At 61.2% G+C, this 24,894-nt stretch carries 21 protein-coding genes and 2 rRNA genes; 10 read left to right on the top strand and 13 right to left on the bottom strand.

The window, feature by feature from the left end:
• Window positions 1-27: 27 nt before the first annotated feature.
• The gene (locus ACP15O_RS14465; protein WP_425096828.1) at window positions 28-1,653 is read left to right on the top strand and encodes an AMP-binding protein; all 1,626 of its coding nucleotides are present in this window, start codon (window positions 28-30) and stop codon (window positions 1,651-1,653) included.
• Window positions 1,654-1,744: 91 nt separating this feature from the next.
• Window positions 1,745-2,773 carry a hypothetical protein gene (locus tag ACP15O_RS14460; protein ID WP_425096827.1) on the top strand — a complete coding sequence of 343 codons (1,029 nt, stop codon included), beginning with the start codon at window positions 1,745-1,747 and terminating at the stop codon, window positions 2,771-2,773.
• A gap of 3 nt (window positions 2,774-2,776) precedes the next feature.
• On the opposite strand, the gene ACP15O_RS14455 is transcribed toward ACP15O_RS14460, so the two are convergent.
• From ACP15O_RS14455 to ACP15O_RS14430, 6 genes are all read right to left on the bottom strand, one after another.
• Complete coding sequence (locus ACP15O_RS14455; RefSeq protein ID WP_425096826.1) at window positions 2,777-4,042, bottom strand: SPOR domain-containing protein; 1,266 nt, start codon at window positions 4,040-4,042, stop codon at window positions 2,777-2,779.
• 66 nt (window positions 4,043-4,108) lie between these two features.
• A complete protein-coding gene (gene upp / locus ACP15O_RS14450; protein ID WP_425096825.1) occupies window positions 4,109-4,741 on the bottom strand; it encodes a uracil phosphoribosyltransferase in 633 nt (210 codons plus the stop codon).
• Window positions 4,738-5,721 carry an adenosine deaminase gene (locus tag ACP15O_RS14445; protein ID WP_425096824.1) on the bottom strand — a complete coding sequence of 328 codons (984 nt, stop codon included), beginning with the start codon at window positions 5,719-5,721 and terminating at the stop codon, window positions 4,738-4,740. The genes upp and ACP15O_RS14445 overlap by 4 nt, the downstream gene beginning before the upstream one ends.
• A complete protein-coding gene (locus tag ACP15O_RS14440) occupies window positions 5,718-6,929 on the bottom strand; it encodes a phosphopentomutase (protein WP_425096823.1) in 1,212 nt (403 codons plus the stop codon). The genes ACP15O_RS14445 and ACP15O_RS14440 overlap by 4 nt, the downstream gene beginning before the upstream one ends.
• Complete coding sequence (locus tag ACP15O_RS14435; RefSeq protein WP_425096822.1) at window positions 6,929-8,254, bottom strand: thymidine phosphorylase; 1,326 nt, start codon at window positions 8,252-8,254, stop codon at window positions 6,929-6,931. The genes ACP15O_RS14440 and ACP15O_RS14435 overlap by 1 nt, the downstream gene beginning before the upstream one ends.
• Window positions 8,255-8,259: 5 nt before the next feature.
• Window positions 8,260-8,652 (bottom strand): cytidine deaminase, encoded by a 393-nt coding sequence (locus tag ACP15O_RS14430; RefSeq protein ID WP_425096821.1) that lies wholly within the window; start codon window positions 8,650-8,652, stop codon window positions 8,260-8,262.
• A 153-nt stretch (window positions 8,653-8,805) separates the two neighbouring features.
• Here ACP15O_RS14430 and ACP15O_RS14425 point away from each other — a divergent pair, with 153 nt between their 5' ends.
• The 3 genes from ACP15O_RS14425 to ACP15O_RS14415 all read left to right on the top strand — a co-directional run bounded on the left by ACP15O_RS14425 (window position 8,806) and on the right by ACP15O_RS14415 (window position 13,769).
• Window positions 8,806-11,085: an NADP-dependent malic enzyme gene (locus ACP15O_RS14425; RefSeq protein ID WP_425096820.1), complete on the top strand. Its 2,280-nt coding sequence runs from the start codon at window positions 8,806-8,808 to the stop codon at window positions 11,083-11,085.
• Window positions 11,086-11,389: 304 nt separating this feature from the next.
• Window positions 11,390-13,279 carry a propionate-CoA ligase PrpE gene (gene prpE / locus ACP15O_RS14420; RefSeq protein ID WP_425096819.1) on the top strand — a complete coding sequence of 630 codons (1,890 nt, stop codon included), beginning with the start codon at window positions 11,390-11,392 and terminating at the stop codon, window positions 13,277-13,279.
• A 97-nt stretch (window positions 13,280-13,376) separates the two neighbouring features.
• Complete coding sequence (locus ACP15O_RS14415; protein WP_425096818.1) at window positions 13,377-13,769, top strand: hypothetical protein; 393 nt, start codon at window positions 13,377-13,379, stop codon at window positions 13,767-13,769.
• On the opposite strand, the gene ACP15O_RS14410 is transcribed toward ACP15O_RS14415, so the two are convergent.
• Window positions 13,766-14,527: an NAD kinase gene (locus ACP15O_RS14410; RefSeq protein WP_425096817.1), complete on the bottom strand. Its 762-nt coding sequence runs from the start codon at window positions 14,525-14,527 to the stop codon at window positions 13,766-13,768. The two genes, ACP15O_RS14415 and ACP15O_RS14410, sit on opposite strands and share 4 nt — an antisense overlap.
• 174 nt (window positions 14,528-14,701) lie before the next feature.
• Here ACP15O_RS14410 and glyA point away from each other — a divergent pair, with 174 nt between their 5' ends.
• Together glyA and ACP15O_RS14400 are read left to right on the top strand one after the other, a co-directional pair.
• Entirely contained in the window at window positions 14,702-15,985 is a 1,284-nt protein-coding gene (gene glyA / locus ACP15O_RS14405) for a serine hydroxymethyltransferase (RefSeq protein WP_425096816.1), read from the top strand.
• Between the two features lie 146 nt (window positions 15,986-16,131).
• Window positions 16,132-16,980 (top strand): DUF817 domain-containing protein, encoded by an 849-nt coding sequence (locus ACP15O_RS14400; RefSeq protein ID WP_425096815.1) that lies wholly within the window; start codon window positions 16,132-16,134, stop codon window positions 16,978-16,980.
• On the opposite strand, the gene ACP15O_RS14395 is transcribed toward ACP15O_RS14400, so the two are convergent.
• Entirely contained in the window at window positions 16,919-17,293 is a 375-nt protein-coding gene (locus ACP15O_RS14395) for a hypothetical protein (protein ID WP_425096814.1), read from the bottom strand. The two genes, ACP15O_RS14400 and ACP15O_RS14395, sit on opposite strands and share 62 nt — an antisense overlap.
• 100 nt (window positions 17,294-17,393) lie before the next feature.
• Here ACP15O_RS14395 and ACP15O_RS14390 point away from each other — a divergent pair, with 100 nt between their 5' ends.
• A complete protein-coding gene (locus ACP15O_RS14390) occupies window positions 17,394-18,152 on the top strand; it encodes an alpha/beta fold hydrolase (RefSeq protein ID WP_425096960.1) in 759 nt (252 codons plus the stop codon).
• Window positions 18,153-18,241: 89 nt separating this feature from the next.
• Here the strand turns inward: ACP15O_RS14390 and ACP15O_RS14385 are convergent, their stop codons facing one another.
• Complete coding sequence (locus tag ACP15O_RS14385; protein WP_425096813.1) at window positions 18,242-18,427, bottom strand: CTP synthetase; 186 nt, start codon at window positions 18,425-18,427, stop codon at window positions 18,242-18,244.
• Window positions 18,428-18,567: 140 nt separating this feature from the next.
• Between ACP15O_RS14385 and ACP15O_RS14380 the strand changes: the two genes are divergently transcribed.
• Window positions 18,568-18,795, top strand: coding sequence for a sulfurtransferase TusA family protein (locus ACP15O_RS14380; RefSeq protein ID WP_425096812.1), 228 nt, complete (start codon window positions 18,568-18,570; stop codon window positions 18,793-18,795).
• On the opposite strand, the gene mobA is transcribed toward ACP15O_RS14380, so the two are convergent.
• Complete coding sequence (mobA, locus tag ACP15O_RS14375) at window positions 18,774-19,397, bottom strand: molybdenum cofactor guanylyltransferase MobA (RefSeq protein WP_425096811.1); 624 nt, start codon at window positions 19,395-19,397, stop codon at window positions 18,774-18,776. The two genes, ACP15O_RS14380 and mobA, sit on opposite strands and share 22 nt — an antisense overlap.
• A gap of 86 nt (window positions 19,398-19,483) precedes the next feature.
• On the opposite strand from mobA, the gene ACP15O_RS14370 reads away from it, so the two are divergent.
• Window positions 19,484-19,990 (top strand): DUF2478 domain-containing protein, encoded by a 507-nt coding sequence (locus ACP15O_RS14370; RefSeq protein ID WP_425096810.1) that lies wholly within the window; start codon window positions 19,484-19,486, stop codon window positions 19,988-19,990.
• A 103-nt stretch (window positions 19,991-20,093) separates the two neighbouring features.
• On the opposite strand, the gene ACP15O_RS14365 is transcribed toward ACP15O_RS14370, so the two are convergent.
• The 3 genes from ACP15O_RS14365 to ACP15O_RS14355 all read right to left on the bottom strand — a co-directional run bounded on the left by ACP15O_RS14365 (window position 20,094) and on the right by ACP15O_RS14355 (window position 24,565).
• On the bottom strand, window positions 20,094-21,332 hold the full coding sequence (locus ACP15O_RS14365) for a serine hydrolase domain-containing protein (RefSeq protein WP_425096809.1): 1,239 nt from the start codon (window positions 21,330-21,332) through the stop codon (window positions 20,094-20,096).
• A 160-nt stretch (window positions 21,333-21,492) separates the two neighbouring features.
• Window positions 21,493-21,607, bottom strand: a 5S ribosomal RNA gene (gene rrf / locus ACP15O_RS14360).
• Between the two features lie 94 nt (window positions 21,608-21,701).
• A 23S ribosomal RNA gene (locus ACP15O_RS14355) occupies window positions 21,702-24,565 on the bottom strand.
• Window positions 24,566-24,894 lie beyond the last annotated feature (329 nt).

Genomic DNA, 24,894 nt, shown 5'->3' with positions numbered 1-24,894 from the left:
GGCATCACAGCGTAGGAGGACCACCCGATGGGTTGGATGGCAGATGAAAGCGGACTTGAGAAGAACGCGGCGAATTACGTGCCGCTGACGCCTCTGTCCTGGCTGAACCGGGCGAAGGATGTATTCCCCGATCTGTTGGCCGTGGTCTATGGCCAGCACCGCAAGACCTATGTGGAATATCATCAGCGGGTGACGCGACTGGCCTCGGGTCTGGTGAAACTGGGTGTGCAGCCGGGCGATGTGGTGGCCACCGTTCTGCCGAACATCCCTGCCCAGGCCGAAGCGCATTTCGGCGTGCCCGCCTGTGGCGCTGTGCTGAACACGATCAATACTCGGCTGGAATCCGATACGATTTCCTACATTCTGGATCACGGGCAGGCCAAGGTGGTGCTGGTCGATCCGCAATTCCTGCCCGTCGTGGCCCAGGCGATCGAGGACATGATCGGCCCCGCCCCCATCGTGATCGAGGTGGCCGATGATTTCGCCGGGGCCCATGCCCACGGGCACTATATGGAATACGAAGAGCTGCTGGCCTCGGGCGATCCGGATTTCCAGTGGATCCTGCCGCAGGACGAATGGGAAAGCATCGCGCTGAACTATACTTCGGGCACCACCGGGCGGCCCAAGGGCGTGGTTTATCATCACCGCGGGGCCTATCTGAATGCGATGGGTCAGGGGATCAGCTGGCGCCTGCCGATGCACCCGCATTACCTGACCATCGTGCCGCTGTTTCACTGCAACGGCTGGTGCCACACCTGGCTGATGCCGGCCTATGGCGGCACCGTCATCTGCTGCCGCGACATCACCGCCAAGGCCGTCTTTGACGCCATCGCGGATGAAAAAGTCACCCATTTCGGCGGCGCGCCCATCGTTCTGAACACGCTGGTGAACGCCCCCGAAAGCGACCGGCGCGATTTCGATCACGTGGTCGAGGTCTTTACCGCCGGCGCTCCGCCTGCCCCGGCCACCCTGGCCAAGATTGAACCGATGGGCTTTAACGTCACGCAGGTCTACGGCCTGACCGAGGTCTACGGCCCCGCCACCGAATGCACCTGGAAGGACGCATGGGACCCGCTGCAAGGCGACGACCGCGCCGCGATCAAGGCCCGCCAGGGGGTCGCGATGCCGATCATGGAACATATCACCGTCGTCGATGAAAACATGCAGCAGATCCCCATGGACAGCCAAACCCAGGGCGAGATCATCATGCGCGGCAATGGCGTGATGAAGGGCTATCTGAAAAACCCCAAAGCAACCGCCGAGGCCTTTAAGGGCGGCTATTTCCACACCGGAGACATCGCTATCCAGCACCCGGATACCTACGTGCAGATCGCCGACCGGGCCAAGGACATCATCATCTCGGGCGGGGAAAACATCAGCTCGGTCGAGGTCGAGGGCGTGTTGATGTCCCACCCTGATGTGCTGCTGTGCGCCGTGGTCGCCAAACCCGATGAAAAATGGGGCGAGGTGCCCTGCGCCTTTGTCGAACTGAAAGACGGGCATAGCACCACCGAGGCCGCGCTGATCGCCTTTGCCCGCGAACGTCTGGCCGGGTTCAAAACACCCAAGAAAGTGGTGTTTCAGGAATTGCCGAAAACCTCGACCGGGAAGATCCAGAAATTCGAGCTGCGCACCGTGGCCAGATCCCTGTGATCGCCTCTGGCTGATTGCCTCAGGGGGCGGATGGACGCCCCCTGCCCGCCCGTGCTATCACTGACGCACAACAGAGGCAGGGCAGCCCGCAATGACAGCACTACAGAAATACCAGCGGATCGAAGCCTCTGGTCTTTGGCGCCCCAGCCCGGATGCGCAACGCCGCGAGGTGATCGTCTCGATCGGCGAGGCAACGCTGGTCATCACCGATACCAGGGATCAGCCGCTGACCCATTGGTCCCTGGCCGCGATTGAACGCACGAACCCTGGCGAGCTGCCCGCGCTCTATTGCCCCGATGGCGACCCGGACGAGACGCTGGAACTGTCCGAACAAGAGGCCGAGATGATCGGCGCCATCGAAAAGCTACGTCAGGCCGTCGGGCGTGGGCGGTCCAAACCGGGACGGCTGCGCCTGCTGATCCTGGCGGGGGCGATGACCGCGCTGGGGGCTTTGGCCGTGTTCTGGCTACCCGGAGCCATGCTGAATCACGCCGCCCGCGTTGTCCCTGCCGCAAAACGCCTGGATCTGGGCGAACGGCTGCTGACCCATGCGCAACGGGTGACGGGCCAGGCCTGTGTCTCTGCCGGAACGGGCAAGGCGCTAAACGCTCTGGCGGAACGCACCGCGCTGCCTGAAACCCGCGCCAGCCGGGTGGTGGTGATGCGCGGCGGGGTGCCGAATTCGGTGCTGCTGCCGGGGCAGATTCTGCTGATCAGCCGCCGCCTGATCGAAGACCACGAGGACCCCGGCGTCGCAGCCGGCTATATCGTGGCCGAGCTGCTGCGCGGGCAACAGATCGACCCGCTGAAACAGTTGCTCGAAGCCGGGGGGTTTATGGATACGCTGCGGCTGCTGACCACGGGCACGCTGCCCGATCCGTCACTGGCGGCCTATGCGGAAACCGTTCTGGCCCAGCCGCGCCCCGCTTTGACCGATGCGCAGGTTCTGGACGGGTTCGCGCTGGCTCGGCTGTCGTCCCTGCCCTACGCCTATGCGCTGGATGTCTCAGGAGAAACCACCCTGGGCCTGATCGAGGCAGACCCGATGCGCGGAAAAACGGCGCCGCCTGTGCTTAGCGACGCCGATTGGGTGCGGCTTCAGGAAATCTGCAACGGCTAAGCCCTAACGGACAAAGGCATCCCGGAAACCGGCCCGGCGCGCGGTGTTCAGCGCCGCATTCAGCTGCGCCCCCGAGGCAAAGGGCCCCGCCATCACGATCTGATACTGCTTTCCACCCTTCGAGTATCGGCCCATCCGCACCGGCAATCCGGCGCGCTGCAACTGGGCCGCGGTGCGCTGCGCATTGGCCGGAACCCCAAAGGTGCCGACCTGAACATATTTGCGGCCCGTGGCCTTGGGCGCGGTATTGACCGGGGCCGACCGGGTCGAGACCACAGCGCGCGCTTTGGTCTTGGTCTGTGCTTTCACCTGTCCCTTGGTCGCAACCACCGGACGTTTCATATGTTTATAGGCGTCCTGCTGCTGCTGCACCGCCAGATCGGTGTAGGGGTACACCAAGTTCGGATGAGCGCGGCTGACGTCCTTGCCCGTGTTGCGATCCACCAGTTTGCGCGGCACGGTGTTTGTCCAGACCAGATCCATCTGCGCTTTCCCGGCAAAGGTGCCGTGGGCGCGTTTCGGGTTCAGGCGGTCATCCTTCCACACGGGGCGATAGCCTTTGGGGATTTTGACGCCCGTCGTGGTCTCGACCTGTTGTTGGTAGACATGTTTGGGGGCAACCCGTGTGTTGGGCGATACGGTGCCAGGCGTCACCGTGGCCACGCTTGCCACACGCCCCTGAGCCGCGCCATAAGACACCGGCGATTCCGCCTGCGGGCCGCAGCGCAGCCCCTGGCCCTGCATGAACCGGCCGCTGGGGCCGAACTGCGGGCACCCGGCCGCAGCCGCAGGGGCCGCCATCCGGACCGGCGCCACCCGTTTCGGCGCAGCCACCGGCACGACAGGTTTCGCCTGCACGATCCGTTTGGGCGCCGTGGTCACCGAGGCCACCGTCCGCATCGGAGCCTTGGCCGGTTTCACAACAGGCTTGGCCGTGGCCACTTTGACAGTTTTTTTCTGAACCGGCGCGGGTTTGGGCTTGGGCGTCTCAGCCACTTTGACGGGCGCGGACGTCTTGGCCTTGGCAAAGGTCGGCTGCGCCCCGCAGATCGGCTGACGGCTGCGCGTCACACGCGGCACCCAGGTGACATTCCCGGCAACACCGGCGCGAATGTACACGCAGCCTTTGCTATCGACATATTGTTTGCCCTTATAGCTGCTGGGCGGGAACTCGGCCGGCAGAGCCGCGCCCAACACCTGCGCGGACACCGAAGCGCCCCCCAGAAAAACAGCAAGAACAGCAGAAGAAACGACTTTTGAAACAGGCATATGGCCCCCCAAGCAGGCTTTGCGAGGCAGGTTGCCCGATTCAGCGTTATTAGTAAAGGGTTTGGCTTATTTTGTGCCGAACATTCGGTCACCCGCATCACCTAGTCCCGGCATGATGTACCCTTTTTCGTTCAAACAGCGGTCCAAAGAGGCTGTGACGATGGGCACATCGGGGTGTGCCTCTTTCATACGCGCAACGCCCTCGGGGGCGGCCAGCAGGCACATGAAGCGGATGTTTTTCGCCCCGGCCTTCTTTAGCAGATCAATCGCCGCAACCGAGGAATTGCCCGTCGCCAGCATCGGATCCACGGCAATGACCAGACGGTCCTCCAGATTTTCCGGCACCTTGAAATAGTATTCCACCGGCTCCAGCGTTTTTTCGTCACGGTAGAGCCCGACAAACCCGACGCGCGCCGCCGGGATCAGCTCCAGCACGCCATCCAGCAGCCCGTTGCCCGCCCGCAGGATCGAGATCAGCGCCAGTTTCTTGCCCTCCAGAACGGGGGCCTCCATCTGCTCCATCGGGGTGGCGATGGTTTCGCTGGTCATCTCCATTTCGCGGGTGATCTCATAGGCCAGAAGCTGGCTGATTTCACGCAAAAGGCGGCGGAAACTGGCGGTCGAGGTGTCCTGCTTGCGCATCAGGGTCAGTTTGTGCTGCACCAGCGGATGCGTCACGATGGTCAGGTGCTCGGTCATGCTGTCTCCAGTTTTTTCTGAATGCGCGCGCGTGTTCCTTCGTCGCAGAAGGCCGCGTTGATCGCCGTGTCGTTCAGTTGTTTCAGATCCTCCGGCCCCCAGCCGAATGCCTGTTCCAACGCTTCGAATTCCCGCGTCATCGTCGTGTGGAAAAACGGCGGGTCATCGGTGGATACCGTCACCTTTACCCCCGCATCGCGCAGGCGCGCAATGGGGTGGGCGGCGAAATTCCGATACAGCCCCAGCGCAATGTTCGAACCTGGGCAAAGCTCAAGCACAACGCCCGTATCGGCCAGAGTTTCGACCAGCGCGGGATCCTCGATCGCACGCACGCCGTGGCCGATCCGTTCAACCCCCAGTTCCAGCGCCTGGCGGATCGCGGCGGGCCCGCCCCATTCCCCGGCATGAGTCGTCAGCCGCAGCCCGGCCTCGCGGGCGCAATCGAAGGCCCAGGCGAAATCGCCCTGCCGCCCCATGGTTTCATCGCCGCCCATTCCGAACCCGGTGATCCAGTCCCCCGCTGTTTCGGCAGCGCACATCGCGGTTTCCCTGGCCTTTTCGGGGCCGAAATGCCGGATGCAGGTGACGATACCGCGCAAGGTGATGCCCATCTCGGCCTCGGCACGGTCTGACTCTTCACGGATGGCGGCCAGGTAGTCCCGCCATGCCGCCAGATCGCGCCCACCGCAGAAATCGGGCGACACAAAGGTCTCGGCATAGATCACGCCATGTTCAGCGCATTGCTCCAGCACGGCGCGTGTCAGCCGCTGATAGTCGCGCGGGGTTTGCAGAACCTGTGTCGCGGCCTCGTAGACTTGCAGAAAATGCGGGAAATCACGATAGGCATAGGCCCCCTGTTCGTCGAAAACGCGCTCTAGGCTGACCGATTTTTCCTGCGCCAGGCGACGAATGAACACCGGAGGCGCCGCGCCCTCTAGATGCAGATGCAGTTCGATTTTCGGAAGCGTTTTCCAGCTCATAAAAAGGACTTTCCCGGCCCCTGCGCGGGGATGTTCAAATGCGCCGCAATACTGGCGGCGATGTCGGCGAACATGACGTTCCCAATGGCGCGCGCCCCTGCCCCATAGCCCAGAACCGGAGTGCGTTCACGGGTGTGATCGGTGCCGCTCCAGGTGGGATCATTGCCATGGTCGGCCGTGACGATCAACAGATCATCCACGCGCAACTGCGGCAGCAGCCCGGCCAGCGCCGCATCGAACCATTCCAGATGCCGCGCATAGCCCGACACGTCCCGGCGGTGGCCATAAAGGCTGTCGAATTCAACAAAATTCGCAAAGGTCAGGCTGGTGTCCTCGGCGGTTTCAATCAGCCGGTGCAGGTGCTCCATCAGCTTCGTATCGGGGCCCTTGCAGACATCCGCAATACCGCGCATCGAGAAGATATCTCCAATCTTTCCAACAGCATGAACGGGCACACCCGCCGCGCTGGCCCAATCGCACAGCGTTGGGCTGGGGGGCGCAATGGCATAGTCATGGCGGTTTTGCGTGCGGGTAAACCCCTGCTGAACAGAGCCCACGAAAGGCCGCGCAATCACGCGGCCAACCCGCATCCGGTGCAGCACTGGCGCAAGCTCTTGGCACAGGGTCAGCAACCGATCCAGGCCGAAATGCACCTCATGCGCGGCGATCTGAAACACGCTATCCGCCGAGGTGTAGCAGATCGGCCAGCCGGTTTGCAGATGCTGCGCGCCCAACTCAGACAGAATCTCTGTGCCCGACGCGTGCCGGTTGCCCAATATCCCCTCCGTGCCGGCCAAAGCACAGACTTGCGCCGTCAATTCCGCCGGAAACGCGGGCGTCTGATCGGGGAAATAGTGCCAGTCCCAGGGCACCGGAACCCCCGCGATTTCCCAATGCCCCGAGGGCGTATCCTTGCCGGGGCTGATCTCGGTTGCGGCGCCCCACAGCCCCGTCGGCGCGGCGCCCAGCCCAGGGGCCTGCATCCCCGACGCGACCCGCAGCGCGTGCCCCAGCCCCAGCCCATCCAGACAGGGCAGTTTCAATAGCCCCGAGCGCCCCTGCTCGGCCCGCCCTTCGGCACAAGCCTGCGCAATATGGCCCAGCGTATTCGCGCCCGTATCCGGGCGATCCCCGTTGAAAAAGCGCCCTGCATCCGGCGCTCCGCCAATGCCCACACTGTCAATCACCAGCAAAAACGCGCGGGGCATCAGCCGATCCTTTCGTAAATAAGCTGCGGGGCGACCGGCATCTGTCCGCTCATTTCCACAGCCAAGAGCACCTGCCGAACGGCCTGATCCGCTGCCGCTTCACGCGCCGCATGAACCCGCGCCAAAGGCTGACCTCGGTGCAGGAAACTGCCGATCGGGGCCACATCGGACAGGCCCACCGCGGGATCCACTACATCTGTTTCCACATGCCGCCCGCCCCCCAGATCGACCACCGCCAGGCCCAGCGCCTGACCGTCCCAAGCGCTGACATATCCTGTCTCGGGCGCGGGGATTTCCCGAATGACCGGAGCTTCGGGCAGAAAACGCTGCCAATTTTCGACAAATTGAACAGGGCCACCCTGCGCGGCCACCATCCGGCCAAACACCTCGGCGGCCTGCCCGCTGGCAACAGCCGCCCGGATCGCTTTGGCCCCGTCAGAGGCCGTATCCGCCAGCCCCGCATTGTCCAGCAGCACCCCGCCCAGCGCGGCCGAGATGTCCAGCAAACGGTCCGGAGCCTCTGAAGCCGCCCCGGTGGCGCTGCCGGTCAGCACCTCCATCACGGTGGCGATCTCAAGCGCGTTGCCCAAATTCGATGCCAAAGGCTGGCTCATATCCGTGATCAAAGCCGCCGTCGGACACCCCGCCGCATTGGCCGTAGACACCAGGGCCCGCGCCAGCTCTGTGGCCTGCGCGGTAGTTTTCATGAACGCCCCCGAGCCAGCCTTGACATCCAACACCAGCCCATGCAGCCCGGCGGCCAGTTTCTTGGACAGGATCGAGGCGGTGATCAGGTCCAGGCTTTCGACCGTGGCGGTCACGTCCCTTATCGCGTATAGGCGCTTATCCGCGGGCGCAATCGCCCCGCTGGCGCTGACGATGGCACATCCCGTCTGGGTGACAGTCTGACGGAACCGATCCTGCGACAGGCCGGTCTGAAACCCCGGAATCGATTCCAGTTTGTCCAGCGTCCCTCCGGTATGCCCCAGCCCCCGCCCCGAGATCATCGGCACATAGGCCCCGCAGGCCACCAGCGCGGGCGCCAGGATCAGGGACACGCAATCGCCCACCCCGCCGGTCGAATGTTTATCCAAAACCGGGCGATCCAGATCCCAGTGCAACACATCCCCGGAATCGCGCATCGCCTGGGTCAGCGCCACGCGGCCGCGCTCGCCCAGCCCGTTCAGCAGCACCGCCATGGCAAAGGCGGCCGCCTGCGCATCCGTCACGGTGTCATCCGCCAGACCCGCCGCAAACCACGCCAGATCGGCCGGATCGACAGGCTGCCGATCCCGAACGCGGGCTATGATTGCGCGGGCATCCATACCGCTTAGCTGCGCTCCATATGCGACGGATCGAACGCGCCCGGCAGCAGCTCGGCGATGGTCATCGTTGTCTCGGGGCCATCGACCGAGGCCAAACGAACGGGCACATCGCCGCGCCCGAACTCGGCCAGTTTCTGACGGCAGCCACCGCAGGGCGTGACAGGTTGAGGGCTGCCCGCGATCACACAGACCTCAACCAGTTCGGTCTCGCCTGCGGCCACCATCGCGGCGATGGCCCCGGCCTCGGCGCAGGTGCCTTCGGGATAGGCCACGTTTTCCACGTTACACCCGGTATAGATCTGCCCCGATACAGACCGGATCGCTGCTCCCACTTTGAAGTTCGAATAGGGCGCATAGGCGTTTTCGCGAACAGATCGGGCTGCATCCAGCAGGGACATCGGTGTATTCTCCGGTTTCAAGAGACAAGGTTTGGAAAACTGTGATCCCGCAGGCCAGGTTTTGCAAGTCCGCGCGCAGGCCGGAAAACAGCGCCTTCCCTTTGGTCATCATTTAGTTTAACGCCAAACTATCCGATCACGCAGGAGGCCCCAATGTCCGATACATCCAAAGAATCCCTGCGCCAAGCCGCGCTTTTCTATCATGAACACCCCAAACCGGGGAAGCTTGAGATCCGAGCCACCAAGCCCCTGGCCAACGGGCGCGACCTAAGCCGCGCCTATTCCCCCGGCGTGGCCGAAGCCTGCCTGGAAATCAAGCAAGACCCTGCAAACGCAAGCAAATATACCGCACGCAGCAATCTGGTGGCCGTTGTCAGCAACGGCTCGGCCGTTTTGGGGCTGGGAAATATCGGGGCATTGGCCAGCAAACCCGTGATGGAGGGCAAGGCCGTCCTGTTCAAAAAGTTCGCGAACATAGATTGTTTTGACATTGAACTAAATGAATCCAACCCCGAAAAACTGGCCGATCTGGTCTGCGCGATGGAACCCACTTTCGGTGCCATCAATCTAGAAGACATCAAAGCGCCCGACTGTTTCATCGTGGAAAAACTGTGCCGCGAACGGATGAACATTCCCGTTTTCCATGACGATCAGCACGGCACCGCCATTGTCGTGGGGGCCGCTGCGAAGAATGCTCTGCACGTCGCGGGCAAAAAATTCGAGGACATCAAGATCGTCAGCACTGGCGGCGGTGCCGCAGGGATTGCCTGCCTGAACATGCTGCTGAAACTGGGCGTAAAGCGTGAAAACGTCTGGCTGTGCGACATCCATGGGCTGGTCTATGAGGGCCGGACCGAGGACATGACGCCTCAGAAAGCGGCCTATGCGCAGGCCTCGGACAAACGCACCCTGGCCGAGGTGATCGAGGGTGCCGACATGTTCCTGGGCCTGTCCGGTCCTGGGGTGCTCAGCCCGGATATGGTCTCGAAAATGACGCCCCGCCCGGTGATCTTTGCACTGGCCAACCCGACCCCGGAAATCCTGCCCGAACTGGCGCGCGAGGTCGCCCCAGACGCCATCATCGCCACCGGCCGCAGCGATTATCCCAACCAGGTGAATAACGTGCTGTGTTTCCCGTTCATCTTCCGCGGGGCGCTGGACGTCGGCGCAACCGAGATCAACGACGAGATGCAGCTGGCCTGTATCGACGGCATCGCCGAACTGGCCCGCGCCACCACCAGCGCCGAGGCCGCCGCCGCCTATCAGGGCGAACGCCTGACCTTTGGCGAGGATTACCTGATCCCCAAACCGTTCGATCCGCGCCTGTCGGGGGTGGTGTCTTCCTCGGTGGCGCAGGCAGCGATGGAAACCGGCGTGGCCACCCGCCCGCTGGAGGATCTGGAGGCCTATAAGGCCAGCCTGAACCAGACCGTCTTCAAATCCGCCCTGCTGATGCGCCCGGTGTTCGAGGCCGCCCGCTCGGCCAGTCGCCGCATCGTCTTTGCCGAGGGCGAGGACGAACGCGTACTGCGCACCGCTCAGGCCGTGCTGGAGGAAACCACCGAACAGCCCATCCTGATCGGCCGCCCCGACGTCATCGAGGCCCGCTGCGAACGCGCCGGCCTGAAAATCCGCCCCGATGTGGATTTCCACGTGGTGAACCCCGAAAACGACGCCCGTTACCGCGACTATTGGACCACCTATCACGAGGTCATGGCCCGGCGCGGTGTTACTCCGGATCTGGCCAAGGCGATCATGCGCACGAACACCACCGCCATCGGCGCGATCATGGTTTATCGCGACGAGGCCGACGCCCTGATCTGCGGCACTTTTGGCGAATATCGCTGGCACCTGAACTATGTCACGCAGCTGCTGGCGGATAAGGGGCGCCAACCCTCGGGGGCGCTGTCGCTGATGATCCTGGAGGACGGGCCGCTGTTCATTGCGGACACGCAGGTCAGCATTGACCCCACCCCCGATGAAATCGCCCAAACCGTGATCGGGGCGGCACGCCATGTGCGCCGCTTTGGCCTGGAACCGAAGATCGCGCTCTGTGCGCAGTCTCAGTTCGGGAACCTGAACAGCGACACCGGCCGCCGCCAACGCGCCGCACTGGAGATTCTGGACAGCGCCCCGCGTGATTTCTGCTATGAGGGCGAAATGAACGTGGACGCCGCGCTGGATCCCGAATTGCGCGAACGGATTTTCCCCGGCAGCCGGATGCAGGGCGCGGCCAATGTGCTGGTCTTTGCCAATGCCGACGCGGCCAGCGGGGTGCGCAACATTCTGAAGATGAAAGGCGACGGGCTGGAGATCGGCCCGATCCTGATGGGCATGGGCAACCGGGTGCATATCGTCAGCCCCTCGATTACGCCGCGCGGGCTGCTGAACATGGCCGCCATCGCCGGCACGCCGGTGGCGCAATACGGCTGACTCTGGCCATGCCAGCACCGTGAAACCGGCCGCAAAGAGAGAGCCTTTGCGGCCGGTTTCCGCCCTGGGCCGCGGCCTGCGCCGTGAGTCGTCAAATTTGCGGTTCAGACTTTGCATTTTTGCAAAATAACGTGCTTTTCGCTAATTTTCAGCATGTCTCATGGGGAGTTTGCAAAACCCTTCGGCCAAAATCTTTCGAATTCTGCAAATTTCTTGCGTAATTCTGTCGCCCCCCATGCATAATTCTTGCGGGATTCTACGACCCTACGTAATCAAGATCACAACCCAAAGGAGGAGGCATACTATGGCATACAAAGACGTTTACGCCGCGTGGAAATCGGACCCGGAAGGGTTCTGGATGGACGCAGCCCAGGCCATCGACTGGGACAAAAAGCCCAGCAAGGCCCTGTTCGATGAAAACGCGCCTCTGTACGAATGGTTCAAGGACGGCATGGTCAACACCTGCTGGAACGCCGTTGACCGCCATGTCGAAGCGGGCCGGGGCGAGCAGACCGCCATCATCTATGACAGCCCCGTCACCCATACCAAACGCACCATTTCCTATGTCGAGCTGCGCAACCGTGTCGCCAGCCTGGCCGGCGCCCTGCGCGCCAAGGGCGTGGAAAAAGGCGACCGCGTGATCATCTACATGCCGATGATCCCCGAAGCCCTGGAGGCCATGCTGGCCTGTGCCCGTCTGGGGGCTGTGCACTCGGTCGTGTTTGGAGGCTTTGCCAGCAACGAGCTGGCCGTGCGCATCGACGACGCCAAACCCAAGGCCATCATCGCCGCATCCTGTGGCATCGAGCCGGGCCGCGTGGTCCATTACAAACCGCTGCTGGACGGCGCGATTGAACTGTCCCAGCACAAGCCCGACTTCACCGTGATCTTCCAGCGCGAACAGGAAGTCGCCCATCTGGAAGAGGGCCGTGATTTCAACTGGCACGGGTTCCAATACGGTGTGGAACCGGCCGATTGTGTCCCGGTCGAGGCAGATCACCCCGCCTATATCCTCTATACCTCGGGGACCACGGGCCAGCCCAAGGGCGTTGTGCGCCCCACCGGCGGGCACCTGGTGGCGCTGAACTGGACGATGAAGAACCTCTATAACGTCGATCCGGGCGATGTGTTCTGGGCGGCCTCGGATGTGGGCTGGGTCGTGGGGCACAGCTACATCACCTATGGGCCGCTGGTGCATGGCAACACCACCATCGTCTTCGAGGGCAAACCCGTCGGCACCCCCGATGCGGGCACCTTCTGGCGTGTGATTTCCGAACATAACGTCAAATCCTTCTTCACCGCGCCCACCGCCTTCCGCGCGGTGAAACGCGAGGATCCGACCGGCGAATACGTCAAGAAATACGATCTGTCCTGCCTGAAACAGGTCTATCTGGCCGGTGAGCGCGCCGACCCCGACACCATCGTCTGGGCGCAAGATCAGCTGGGCGTGCCGGTGATTGACCACTGGTGGCAGACGGAAACCGGCTGGGCCATCGCAGGCAACCCGCTGGGGATCGAGGAAATGCCAGTCAAGCTGGGCTCGCCGTCTGTGCCGCTGCCGGGCTATGACGTGCAGATCCTGGACGAGGGCGGCCACCCCGTCCCCACCGGAGAGCTGGGCGCCATCGCGATCAAGCTGCCCTTGCCCCCCGGCACCCTGCCGACCCTGTGGAATGCCGAAGATCGGTTCAAGAAATCCTATCTGGAGCATTTCCCCGGCTACTATGAAACCGGCGATGCGGGCATGATCGACGAGGACGGCTATGTCTATATCATGGCGCGCACCGATGACGTGATCAACGTCGCCGGGCACCGGCTGTCCACCGGCGGGATGGAAGAAGTCCTGGCCGGTCACCCCGATGTTGCCGAATGCGCCGTGATCGGCGTCACCGATCAGCTGAAGGGGCAGATGCCGGTTGGCTTCCTGTGTCTGAATGCCGGCGCGGACCGCGATCACGCCGAGGTGGTCAAGGAAGTCGTCAAACTGGTCCGCGAAAAAATCGGCCCCGTGGCCGCCTTCAAACTGGCCGTCGTGGTGGACCGCCTGCCGAAAACCCGCTCGGGCAAGATTCTGCGCGGCACCATGGTGTCCATCGCAGACGGCAAGGAATACAAGATGCCCGCCACCATCGACGATCCGGCCATCCTGGACGAAATCAAAGAGGCCCTGCAGACCATCGGTTACGCAAAATAGGCGTCTTCACAAAGTTAACCCCACCTGGCCCCGCTTTTTGCGGGGTCTTCTTTTTTGGGATTGCGGCGGCGGGGCAAATAAAACAAAAATAGAACAAATGACATTCGAGCCCGCTGCCATGATGCTCTTTGACGATTTCACCCCCGAGCCGATCCCCGAGGTGCCAGCCCCCGCGCGCACCGTTATTCCGGGGGCGCATGTATTGCGGCTGCCGCTCTCGGCGCGCACGCGGGGGGTGTTGCTATCCGTCCCCGCCGCCGCACAGCCCTGCCGGATGATCCTGCGCACACGGGCGATGGGGGCGCATCAGGGCTATGTGCGGGATTTCTCGGGCCTCGAAACGGCGGGCACGATCAATCTGCTGCTGACCGAGTTTCAGCCCGTCGGCGGCGTACTGCGCCGCCTGCCCCGCCCCGAGGCAATCCATAGCTATGCGCTGCACGGCCCGCAGGGCGCAGCGCTGGCCTGCACGCGGGTCTGCTTTTATTAGACGAATTGTTCGCGGATCAGCCGCTCTTCCAGCCCGTGCCCCGGATCGAACAGGATGCGATGCGCGATGTCCGGCTCGGACCGGATTTCGACCGCCACCACATTCTCGACCGAGTTACTGTCTGCATCGGCCATCACCGGGCGTTTCTCTGGGTCCAGCACGTCAAAGCGAACATGCGCGGTTTTCGGCAAAAGCGCCCCGCGCCAACGCCGGGGCCGGAAGGGGGCAATCGCCGTCAGGGCCAGCACATCCGCGCCGATCGGCAGAATCGGCCCATGCGCCGAATAGTTATACGCGGTCGAGCCCGCAGGCGTGGCGATCAGCGCCCCGTCGCAGACCAGCTCCTCCATCCGCAGGCGCCCGTCGATGGAAATCCGCAGCTTCGCCGCCTGAGGCCCCGCCCGCAGCACCGAGACCTCATTAATCGCCAGCGCACGATGGATGGTCCCATCCACACAGGTCGCCACCATGGACAGCGGATTGATGACCGCCTCTTCGGCATCGGACAGCCGGTTCATCAGATCGGATTCGGCATATTCGTTCATCAGGAACCCGACGGTGCCGCGATTCATCCCGTACACCGGCACATCCAGATGCTGCGTGCGGTGCAGGGTCTGCAACATGAACCCATCCCCGCCCAGGGCCACGATCACATGGGCCTCTTCTTCGGGGGCGTTACCATAGCGCCCCACAAGGGCGGCGCGGGCGGTCTGGGCAGTGTGGGCCTCACTGGCCGCAAAAGCGATGCGCAGGGACATGTCAGCCGGTTTCCTGTTTCCAAAGCGTCTCATACGGTTCCTAATCGAACCACAAGTTCGCATTAGGTGCCAGCCCCGCCGCCATCAACTGCCGCATGGTCGCATTCGGGTCTTTCTTCTGTGCCCTGTTTCCTTTAGGTACGCGCCATCCATTTGCCACGACGGAGCAAAGCCATGTCCGATTCCGGTTTCTTCACCGAAGCGCTCGCCTCGCGCGATCCCGAACTGTACCAGTCGATCACCGACGAGCTGGGCCGCCAGCGCCACGAGATCGAGCTGATCGCGTCCGAAAACATCGTCTCGGCCGCCGTGATGGAGGCCCAGGGCTCTGTCATGACCAACAAATACGCCGAAGGCTATCCGGGCCGTCGCTACTATGGCGGTTGCCAGTATGTCGATGTGGCCGAGAACCTGGCCATCGACCGCGCCAAGCAGCTGTTTGGCTGCGAGTTTGCCAATGTGCAGCCCAACTCGGGCAGCCAGGCCAACCAGGGTGTCTATCAGGCGCTGCTGAAACCCGGCGATACCATTCTGGGCATGAGCCTGGATGCAGGCGGCCACCTGACCCACGGTGCCAAGCCCAACCAATCGGGCAAGTGGTTCAACGCCATCCAATACGGCGTGCGTCAGCAGGACAGCCGCATCGACTATGAGCAGGTGCAGGAACTGGCCACCGAACATCAGCCGAAAATGATCATCGCGGGCGGCTCGGCCATTCCGCGTCAGGTGGATTTCGCCAAAATGCGCGAGATCGCCGACAGCGTTGGCGCCTATCTGATGGTGGACATGGCGCATTTCGCCGGTCTGGTCGCCGCGGGCGAGCATCCCAGCCCCTTCCCCTATGCGGATGTGGCCACCACCACCACCCACAAAACCCTGCGCGGCCCGCGCGGCGGCATGATCCTGACAAACAACCCGGACATCGCGAAAAAGGTCAACTCGGCCATTTTCCCCGGTATCCAGGGCGGCCCGCTGATGCATGTGATCGCCGCCAAGGCCGTCGCCTTCGGCGAGGCCCTGCGCCCCGAATTCAAAGCCTACCAGAAACAGGTGCGCGCGAACGCCGTGGCCCTGGCCGATCAGCTGATGAAGGGCGGGCTGGACATCGTGACCGGCGGCACCGACACCCACGTCATGCTGGTGGACCTGCGCCCCAAAGGCGTCAAAGGCAACGCCACCGAAAAGGCCCTGGGCCGCGCGCATATCACCACCAACAAAAACGGCATTCCGTTTGACCCCGAAAAACCGATGGTCACCAGCGGCATCCGTCTGGGCACCCCGGCCGGCACCACTCGTGGCTTTGGCGAGGCCGAGTTCCGCCAGATCGCCGACTGGATCGTCGAGGTCGTGGACGGGCTGGCCGCCAACGGTGAAGACGGCAACGCCGAGGTCGAAGCCAAGGTCAAAGCCGAGGTCGAAGCCCTGTGTCAGAAGTTCCCGCTCTATCCGAACTTGTAACCTGAACACATAGACATTTGACGCCGCCGCTGGACACTCCTGCGGCGGCGTTTTTATATGGGCCATTCCGAAATTGATTTTGTTAGACGATTATGCCCGAACACGCCCCTCAAACCCTTGGAATTGAACGCACTTTAGGCGACTGGATGCGCGCACGTCTGCCCCATTGGGCGGCCGAGTTCGTGATGTTCGTTCTGAAACAAGGCTGGGCCTGCCTGTTTGGCATCTGCCTTTTGGGCGCGATCCTGCTGACCCGTGCGATCTGGCAGCCGGACTGGGCGCTGCATCGCTATGACTTCTTGGTTATCGTCGCCGTGGGCCTGCAAGCGCTGTTTCTGGCGCTAAAGTTAGAAAGCTGGGACGAGGCCCGCGTAATCGCCCTGTTCCATCTGACCGGCACCGCGATGGAGCTGTTCAAGGTCCAGGCCGGCAGCTGGTCCTACCCTGAGCCGGGCGTGCTGAAACTGATGGGCGTGCCGCTGTTTTCGGGCTTCATGTATGCGTCCGTCGGCAGCTACATGGCCCGCGTGATCCGCCTGTTCGACATGCAATTCGCGCCCTACCCCCCGTTCTGGAGCACGCTTATCCTGGCCTCGGCGATCTATGTGAACTTCTTTGCCCACCATTTCCTGCCTGACATCCGGCTGGCCCTGTTCGCGGCCACGCTGATCCTGTTCCTGCGCACCCGCATCTGGTTTCGGATCGCAGAGAACTGGTACTGGATGCCCCTGCCGCTGGCGGCCTTTCTGTCCAGTTTCTTCCTGTGGCTGGCCGAGAATATCGGGACGATGACGGGCACCTGGCTCTATGCCGGGCAAAACCCGTTCGAACAGGTCAGCTTTGCCAAGATGGGATCGTGGTATCTGTTGCTCTACGTCAGTTTCGTAACGGTAACCTTGGTGTTTCGCAGCGCTCTGCACCGGGGGCCGTGGGTTACAGAAACCCGCGCCAGACCAGCCACAGCATCACCAGACCAAACACCACCAGCAGGCTGAAACTCAGGCTTCCCAGGATCGACAGCACCATCCCCTTGCGCCGGTCGGCCACATCAATCGCGCGGAAATGAGCGCGCAGTATCTGGAAATCCGCGTCAATGCCACCGGGCTCCATCAGGCGCATCAGCTTGGGATTGCCCATCTGCACCCGCGCGACAACAAACCTGTCCGCAGCCCGGCGCACAGAGCGCGGCGCGCGGCGCAGGGCTTTGGCCAGGCGCTGCTCGAACCGCCCCGAGCGCAGCCCGTGCTTTTCGGCCAAGAGCTTCTCCAGCTCGGCCTCCATCTTTAGAAATGCTTTGTGCTCAATCACTTGCCTACCACTGACCCGCCTCTGGGACGCAGAATAGCCCAGCCCCGGCAACCATACAATGACGCTGGCCACGCAGCGCCAAGAACGCTATCAAAGAGCCATGCTAAACCAGATCATTCACGGTGAAAAAACCGACCAGCCCAGCCTGCTTATCGTCCACGGTCTGTACGGATCGGCGCGTAATTGGGGGGTGATTTCCAAACGTCTGTCCAACGAACGGCAGGTCATCGCCGTGGATCAGCGCAATCACGGCTATAGCGGCTGGCAGGACAGTCATTCCTACCTGGACATGGCCGAGGATCTGGCTCAGGTGATCCGCGCGCATGGGGCGCCGATGGACGTGCTGGGCCATTCGATGGGGGGCAAGGCGGCCATGGTCTGCGCTCTGAAATACCCCGATCTGGTGAACCGGCTGATCGTCGCGGATATCGCGCCTGTGGCATACAGCCATACGCAGGGCCAATACATCACCGCGATGCAGGCTGTCGATCTGGAGAGGGTTGAAAAACGCTCGGACGCCGAGGCGCAGCTGCGCCAGATGGTGGACGATCCTGCCTTGCCCGTCTTCTTTACCCAATCTCTGGATGTGGCCGCGAAACGCTGGCGGCTGAATCTGGACGTTCTGGCCCGCGAAATGCCCAAAATCCTGTCCTTCCCAGAGATCGAGGCCACTTATCAAGGCCCCGCCCTGTTCCTGTCAGGTGGCGATTCCGATTACGTGAAACATGAGGACCGGCCCCGGATCAAAGCCCTGTTCCCGCAGGCCAGCTTTGCCAAAATTCCGGGCGCGGGCCATTGGCTGCACGCCGAAAAACCCCGCGAATTCGAAGCCGCCGTGCGGGTCTGGCTGAATCTGTAAATGGGCGACGGCGGCCCCAACGGGGACCCCTCCCACGTACCGCCGTCGCCACCGCTTCGCCGAGGCGAAACCCGAATTCAGCTATGCGTTCAGGTGTTTCCCATAATGCCCTTGGTCACCACCCAAGTGATCGGCAACGCCAGAGCAAACCCGATCACCGCAGCCGCCACGATGGGCTTTAGCGTATCCAGCCCCATCGTCAGGGCGACAATCACCAAAGTGCCGGCCACTGTCGTGCCGATCAGGGAATAAAGAATAGAGGCGAGTCTAAGCATAGTTTCCTCGTAGATTCCGGCGCGTCTCCCTGAAGAATACATAAGGGATTCGGAATATCAGGTCTTTGATCTGCATCAGGCGCCGCCCCCGCGCACTGTCGGCGTGGACTTGCGCCCCGCCATGCGATAGCCAGCCGGGTATGGAATTCGACGACGATTATGATGCCTCGGGGCTGATCTGCCCCATGCCGGTGCTAAAGGCGCGCAAACGGCTGCTGGCGCTGGCCCCCGGCCAGGTTCTGCGCCTGACGGCGACCGATCCGGTGGCGGTGATCGACATTCCGCATTTTTGCACAGAATCCGGCTATGAGCTGGTGCAGATGCACGAACGGGCCGGCGCGCAGGTCTATTTCATCCGAAAGTACTGATCCCCGCGTAACAGAGCCCGCGCCTGGCGCAGATCCTGCGGCGTATTGATGTTGAAAAACGGATCCACCCCCTGATCCGCAAAGAGAACCGGCTCCAGCCCATGAGGCTGCGCCCATTTGCGCACCTTGCGTTCGCCCTCGGCCAGGGATGTCCGCAGATCCTCGCGCAGCGCGACAGGCCACAATGCGCACACGGGCTGCAAATGCCGATCCGAGCCCGGCATTTCACTCGCTGCCATGGCCACGCCGGCTGCCCCCCTCGCAGCCAGCCTGTCCACAAAATTCAACGGAATGAAAGGCGTATCCACCGCAATCGTCACAACCCGCCCGGCCCCCAGACCGGCGGCCCAATCCATTGCAGCCAGAATCCCCGCCAGAGGCCCCAATTGCCCCGCCGCACTGTCGGGCAAAACCGGCAGGTCCAGCCGGCCAAAGCGCCCTGCATCGCCATTCGCATTCACCGCCAGCCCGCTGCATTGCGGCCCCAGCCGCCCGATCGCCCGATCCAGCAACGTCTGCCCCCCCAGTCTGAGCAGAGCTTTGTCCTGCCCGCCCATCCGCTGGCCTTGGCCTCCGGCCAGGATCACTCCGGGAATGTTCACGCTGTCCCCCATTTGCCGCAGGAGCGGCCTCTTTTCCGACGCGCGGCTATCCTGTAATCCGGACGGGTCAGTTGCAAGAGGCGTTCATGCTGGGCTTTGTCATTTCCGAAACTCCGGGTCAGGCCGAGACCCTGCTCAGGCAGGTCGCACAGGCCCTGTGTGCCTCAGGGGTGGCCGTCACTGGCGCCACGCAGCGCACGGATCGCGATACCAAAGATGCGCGGCAGAAAATGGTGCTGTCCGTGCTGCCCGCTGGCCCCGATATCACCATCAGCCAGGATTTGGGCGCTTTGGCGACCGGGTGCTCTTTGGATCCGGACGGGCTTGAGCAGGCGGCAGGGCTGATCGCCGCCTCTTTGGACCATGCGCCGCAGATTCTGCTGCTCAACAAGTTCGGCAAACAAGAGGCCGAAGGCGCGGGGTTTCGCGCCGTGATCGGCCAGGCTCTGGCCCAAGACATCCCCGTTCTGATCGGGGTGGGGCGTGAAAAACTTCCCCTATTCCAAGAGTTTGCCGGTGATCTGGCCGAAGAGCTGCAAAAGGACGAGGCCACCCTGCTGCGCTGGTGCCAGGCCCATATTTCGGCCGGCTAATTGCAGGGGGACGTACCCGCCTGCACGCGCCAGGAAGAAATTCGCAGCCATCCAATGCCCTCGGCCATCAGGCCCGAGGTCCACAGAATGGGGCGCTCTTCGGTTATGACAGGATCGCTCCGTGCACCAGCGCCTTCAGTTCCGCACGCGAAGGGTAGGAGCTGGACGGTGACAGCTGTGTCAGGAAAACGACGCTCAGGTCCAGCACCGGATCGACCCAGAAGAAGGTCGAGGCCATACCCCCCCAGCTAAAATCGCCCACGCTGCCGGGCACGCGGGTCCGTCCGGGCTCTAGCACGACAGAGCCGCCCAGCCCAAAGCCCATGCCCTCCATCGGTTGCTCGGCAAAGCTGGCCGGCCCCATCGAGGCAATATCCCCCTTCAAATGGTTGCGCCGCATGAAGGCCACGGTTTGCGGCGACAGGATTCGCGCCCCAAACGAGCCGCCACGGCGCAGCATCTCGGCAAACTTCATATAATCATCCAGGGTGCTGATCAGCCCGCCGCCACCGGAATACATGCTGGCCGCCAGAAACGGAGACGTCGCCGGATCATCCACGCAGCGCAGGGTTTCCTCGCCCTTTTGCGCCGTGTTCAGGGCCATCGCATCCCCCACCAGAGGCGTATAAAGCGCGGCAAACCGATCCCGCGCCGGGCCGGGCACGGAAAACCCGGTCTCGGTCATACCAAGAGGGCCAAGGATTTCATCCGCAAAGAACTGCGCCAGGCTCTGCCCCGATACGATTTCGACAATGCGGCCCAGAATGTCGATCGACACCGAATATTCCCACCGAGCCCCCGGCTCAAACGCCAAAGGCAGGGCGGCGACCTGAGCCACCATATCCGCCAACACTCCCTGTTTGGGTTTGAACATCAGATCGTCCACATCCATCGCCTGCGGCAACAGCCCCGGATTGAACGGATAGCTTAGCCCCGAGGTGTGGGTCAGCAGGTGATGCAGCGTTGGCACCGCACAGGGCCGCGTCTGGCCGATGTCCGTTGCGCCAGGCACCAGGCAGCGCATGTCTTTGAAAGCAGGGATAAAATCCGACACCGGAGCATCCAGATGGAACATTCCCCTTTCCGCCAGCATCATGATCGCAACCGAGGTCACCGGCTTGGTCATCGAATAAATCCGGACCGCTGTGTCTCGGGTAAAGGGCTGCCCGCGCGCGATGTCCCGCAGGCCTGTTGCATGGTGATACATCTCTTGACCGCCACGCGCGATCAGAACCGAGCAGCCGGGGTATTTCCGCGCCGCAACATAGCGGTCCATCCAGTCCCCGATCCGGGCCAGACGGGCGCTGTCGATCTGTTGCTGCACTGGTGCAACCTTCTCCATGTGCTCCCCCTCAAATATTCGCGGGATCACAATGTTGTAGGGGGCGCGGCAATTCAAGTCAGTAGGAACACGGACCCGAACAACAAAAAACGCCCGGCGTTAAGGCCGGGCGTTTATCTGTAACATCTATTTAGAGGGATCATAGTTTGGTTATTACTAGGTTTGGCGGTTACCTACTCTCCCACACCTTAAGATGCAGTACCATTGGCGTTAGAGCACTTAACTTCCGAGTTCGGGAAGGGATCGGGTGTTTTGCTTCTGCTATGACCACCAAACCGAGTAATAACCAAGTGTCCAAGTCAGTACGCTGTACATTGTGTTGTGTATGCTTTTGATATGATTGAGTAACTAGTCTTGCTGTTACTGGATCAAATCAAGCCTATCGGACCATTAGTACCGGTCAACTGAATGCATTGCTGCACTTACATCTCCGGCCTATCGACGTGGTGGTCTACCACGGTCCTCAGGGATACCTTGTTTTGAGGGGGGCTTCCCGCTTAGATGCCTTCAGCGGTTATCCTGTCCGTTCATAGCTACCCAGCACTACCGTTGGCACGATAACTGGTCCACCAGTGGAACGTTCACCCCGGTCCTCTCGTACTAGGGGCAACTCCTCTCAAGTATCCTACACCCACGGCAGATAGGGACCGAACTGTCTCACGACGTTCTAAACCCAGCTCACGTACCTCTTTAAACGGCGAACAGCCGTACCCTTGGGACCTGCTCCAGCCCCAGGATGAGATGAGCCGACATCGAGGTGCCAAACACTGCCGTCGATATGGACTCTTGGGCAGTATCAGCCTGTTATCCCCGGCGTACCTTTTATCCGTTGAGCGATGGCCCTTCCACACGGGACCACCGGATCACTATGGCCGTCTTTCGACTCTGCTCGACTTGTCAGTCTTGCAGTCAGGCTGGCTTCTGCCATTGCACTCAACGAGCGATTTCCGACCGCTCTGAGCCAACCTTCGCGCGCCTCCGTTACTCTTTAGGAGGCGACCGCCCCAGTCAAACTACCCGCCACACAGGGTCCCGGATCCGGATAACGGACCGCGGTTAGACATCAAGCAAAGCAAGGGTGGTATCTCAAGGGAGGCTCCACCAGGACTGGCGTCCTGGTTTCAAAGCCCACCACCTATCCTGCACATGCTTGGCCTGATGCCAGTGTGAAGCTGTAGTAAAGGTGCACGGGGTCTTTCCGTCTAACCGCGGGAAGCCTGCATCTTGACAGGCAATTCAATTTCGCTGAGTCTATGTTGGAGACAGCGGGGAAGTCGTTACGCCATTCGTGCAGGTCGGAACTTACCCGACAAGGAATTTCGCTACCTTAGGACCGTCATAGTTACGGCCGCCGTTTACTTGGGCTTCAATTCAAGGCTCTCACCTCTCCTTTTAACCTTCAAGCACCGGGCAGGCGTCAGACCCTATACGTCGTCTTGCGACTTCGCAGAGCCCTGTGTTTTTAGTAAACAGTCGCCACCCCCTGGTTTGTGCCCCCAGTCAATACTTGCGTAGAAACCGGGCCTCCTTCTCGCGAACTTACGGAGGTATTTTGCCGAGTTCCTTCAACATAGTTCTCTCAAGCGCCTTGGTATTCTCTACCAGTCCACCTGTGTCGGTTTAGGGTACGGTCTTATAGGAGGGCTATTTCCAGGAACCGATCAGCAGCCCAATCAATCCGATAAGATTGAACTACCTTCACGATCCGTCACCACTCCACGGCTCAGGAATATTAACCTGATTCCCATCGACTACGCATTTCTGCCTCGCCTTAGGGGCCGGCTTACCCTGCTCAGATTAGCTTTAAGCAGGAACCCTTGGACTTTCGGCGACAGTGTCTCTCACACTGTTTGTCGCTACTCATGTCATCATTCTCACTAGTGATCTCTCCACCGGATGCCTTACAGCCCGGCTTCACAGAAAGCACTTGATCTTGTGCTACCGCCTTCGGCTACTTGAGCACAGTTACCTGCGCCAAGACCTTTGGCGATAATAAAGATCAGTGCTATGTCACACTACGCTCCGCTACCATGCACTATGTGCATCCTCAGCTTCGGCTCATGGCTTGAGCCCCGTTACATCTTCGCCGCAAGACAACTTATTTAGACCAGTGAGCTGTTACGCTATCTTTAAAGGATGGCTGCTTCTAAGCCAACCTCCTGGTTGTTTTGGTCGTCTCACCTGCTTTCCCACTTAGCCATGAATTAGGGGCCTTAGCTGGAGGTCAGGGTTGTTTCCCTCTCCACCACGGACGTTAGCATCCGTGGTGTGTCTGCCATCTAGTACTCCCGGGTATTCGGAGTTTGGTTAGGATCAGTAAGCCTGTGGGGCCCCATTACCCATCCAGTGCTCTACCCCCCGGGGTATTCGGATGACGCTCTACCTAAATAGATTTCGCGGAGAACCAGCTATCTCCGAGTTTGATTGGCCTTTCACCCCTAGGCACAACTCATCCCGACCTTTTTCAACAGGTGTGGGTTCGGCCCTCCAGTAAGTGTTACCTTACCTTCAGCCTGGTCATGCCTAGATCACTCGGTTTCGGGTCTGATCCCACGAACTCGACGCCCTATTAAGACTCGCTTTCGCTGCGCCTACACCTATCGGCTTAAGCTTGCACGTGAGACCAAGTCGATGACCCATTATACAAAAGGTACGCTGTCAGGCCGCAAGGGCCCTCCAACTGATTGTAGGCGTTCGGTTTCAGGTACTGTTTCACTCCCCTCGTCGGGGTGCTTTTCACCTTTCCCTCACGGTACTGGTTCGCTATCGGTCAGTAAGGAGTACTTAGCCTTCGAAGGTGGTCCTCCGATCTTCAGACAGAATTTCACGTGTTCCGCCCTACTTAATACGTCCAATCATGCTTCTTATACGGGACTGTCACCCACTTTGGTCACGTATTCCAACGTGTTCTAATCACAATCATGGCTCGGCTGGTCCCCGTTCGCTCGCCGCTACTAGGGGAGTATCAATTGATTTCCTTTCCTCCGGGTACTTAGATGTTTCAGTTCCCCGGGTTTGCTCTTAAAACCCTATGTATTCAGGTTTTAAGTACCTGGTTAAGAATGTTATTGATTACCGAAGTAACAATAACAAACTTTCAGGTGGGTTGCCCCATTCAGAGATCCATGGATCAAAGCTTATTCTCAGCTCCCCATGGCTTATCGCAGAGTATCACGTCTTTCATCGCCTCTTACTGCCAAGGCATTCACCAAACGCCCTTCTCGCGCTTGATTTGATCCAGAAAGAGCAAGACTTGTTGGATGCGCTACCGCTTCGCTACTTGAGCGCGTTGGTAACACTGCGCTACCGCTTCGCTACTTGAGCGCAGGGCAGAGCCAAATCTCATTGCCGCCAGGCTGGTTCGACTGGCAGCTCTCAATCCGGTCAAAAGCATACTTTCCCGCCTGAACAGATGTCGGTCTGTTCAGACAATAGTGACACTTTCTTTCGAAAGTGCACTTGGTTAGTGTACTTGACTTGGACAACACCGTCGTTTTCGAAGCGATATGCTGCAAACCTCCAAGGAAAGCGGGTTTGCAACACCGGCCTTGCGAACAAGGCA

This window comes from Youngimonas ophiurae (nom. illeg.) (assembly GCF_049803795.1).
In the GTDB taxonomy this organism is placed as follows: Bacteria; Pseudomonadota; Alphaproteobacteria; order Rhodobacterales; family Rhodobacteraceae; genus Thalassobius.
Note: the sequence above shows the minus strand (reverse complement) of the source record. Positions and strands in the feature narration are given on the sequence as shown.

Bases quoted from the DNA above. Each gene is read 5' to 3' on its own strand.
- ACP15O_RS14465 (WP_425096828.1), top strand. From the start codon at position 28: ATGGGTTGGATGGCAGATGAAAGCGGACTTGAGAAGAACGCGGCGAAT.
- ACP15O_RS14460 (WP_425096827.1), top strand. From the start codon at position 1,745: ATGACAGCACTACAGAAATACCAGCGGATCGAAGCCTCTGGTCTTTGG.
- ACP15O_RS14455 (WP_425096826.1), bottom strand. From the start codon at position 4,042: ATGCCTGTTTCAAAAGTCGTTTCTTCTGCTGTTCTTGCTGTTTTTCTG.
- upp (WP_425096825.1), bottom strand. From the start codon at position 4,741: ATGACCGAGCACCTGACCATCGTGACGCATCCGCTGGTGCAGCACAAA.
- ACP15O_RS14445 (WP_425096824.1), bottom strand. From the start codon at position 5,721: ATGAGCTGGAAAACGCTTCCGAAAATCGAACTGCATCTGCATCTAGAG.
- ACP15O_RS14440 (WP_425096823.1), bottom strand. From the start codon at position 6,929: ATGCCCCGCGCGTTTTTGCTGGTGATTGACAGTGTGGGCATTGGCGGA.
- ACP15O_RS14435 (WP_425096822.1), bottom strand. From the start codon at position 8,254: ATGGATGCCCGCGCAATCATAGCCCGCGTTCGGGATCGGCAGCCTGTC.
- ACP15O_RS14430 (WP_425096821.1), bottom strand. From the start codon at position 8,652: ATGTCCCTGCTGGATGCAGCCCGATCTGTTCGCGAAAACGCCTATGCG.
- ACP15O_RS14425 (WP_425096820.1), top strand. From the start codon at position 8,806: ATGTCCGATACATCCAAAGAATCCCTGCGCCAAGCCGCGCTTTTCTAT.
- prpE (WP_425096819.1), top strand. From the start codon at position 11,390: ATGGCATACAAAGACGTTTACGCCGCGTGGAAATCGGACCCGGAAGGG.
- ACP15O_RS14415 (WP_425096818.1), top strand. From the start codon at position 13,377: ATGACATTCGAGCCCGCTGCCATGATGCTCTTTGACGATTTCACCCCC.
- ACP15O_RS14410 (WP_425096817.1), bottom strand. From the start codon at position 14,527: ATGTCCCTGCGCATCGCTTTTGCGGCCAGTGAGGCCCACACTGCCCAG.
- glyA (WP_425096816.1), top strand. From the start codon at position 14,702: ATGTCCGATTCCGGTTTCTTCACCGAAGCGCTCGCCTCGCGCGATCCC.
- ACP15O_RS14400 (WP_425096815.1), top strand. From the start codon at position 16,132: ATGCGCGCACGTCTGCCCCATTGGGCGGCCGAGTTCGTGATGTTCGTT.
- ACP15O_RS14390 (WP_425096960.1), top strand. From the start codon at position 17,394: ATGCTAAACCAGATCATTCACGGTGAAAAAACCGACCAGCCCAGCCTG.
- ACP15O_RS14385 (WP_425096813.1), bottom strand. From the start codon at position 18,427: ATGCTTAGACTCGCCTCTATTCTTTATTCCCTGATCGGCACGACAGTG.
- ACP15O_RS14380 (WP_425096812.1), top strand. From the start codon at position 18,568: ATGGAATTCGACGACGATTATGATGCCTCGGGGCTGATCTGCCCCATG.
- ACP15O_RS14370 (WP_425096810.1), top strand. From the start codon at position 19,484: ATGCTGGGCTTTGTCATTTCCGAAACTCCGGGTCAGGCCGAGACCCTG.
- ACP15O_RS14365 (WP_425096809.1), bottom strand. From the start codon at position 21,332: ATGGAGAAGGTTGCACCAGTGCAGCAACAGATCGACAGCGCCCGTCTG.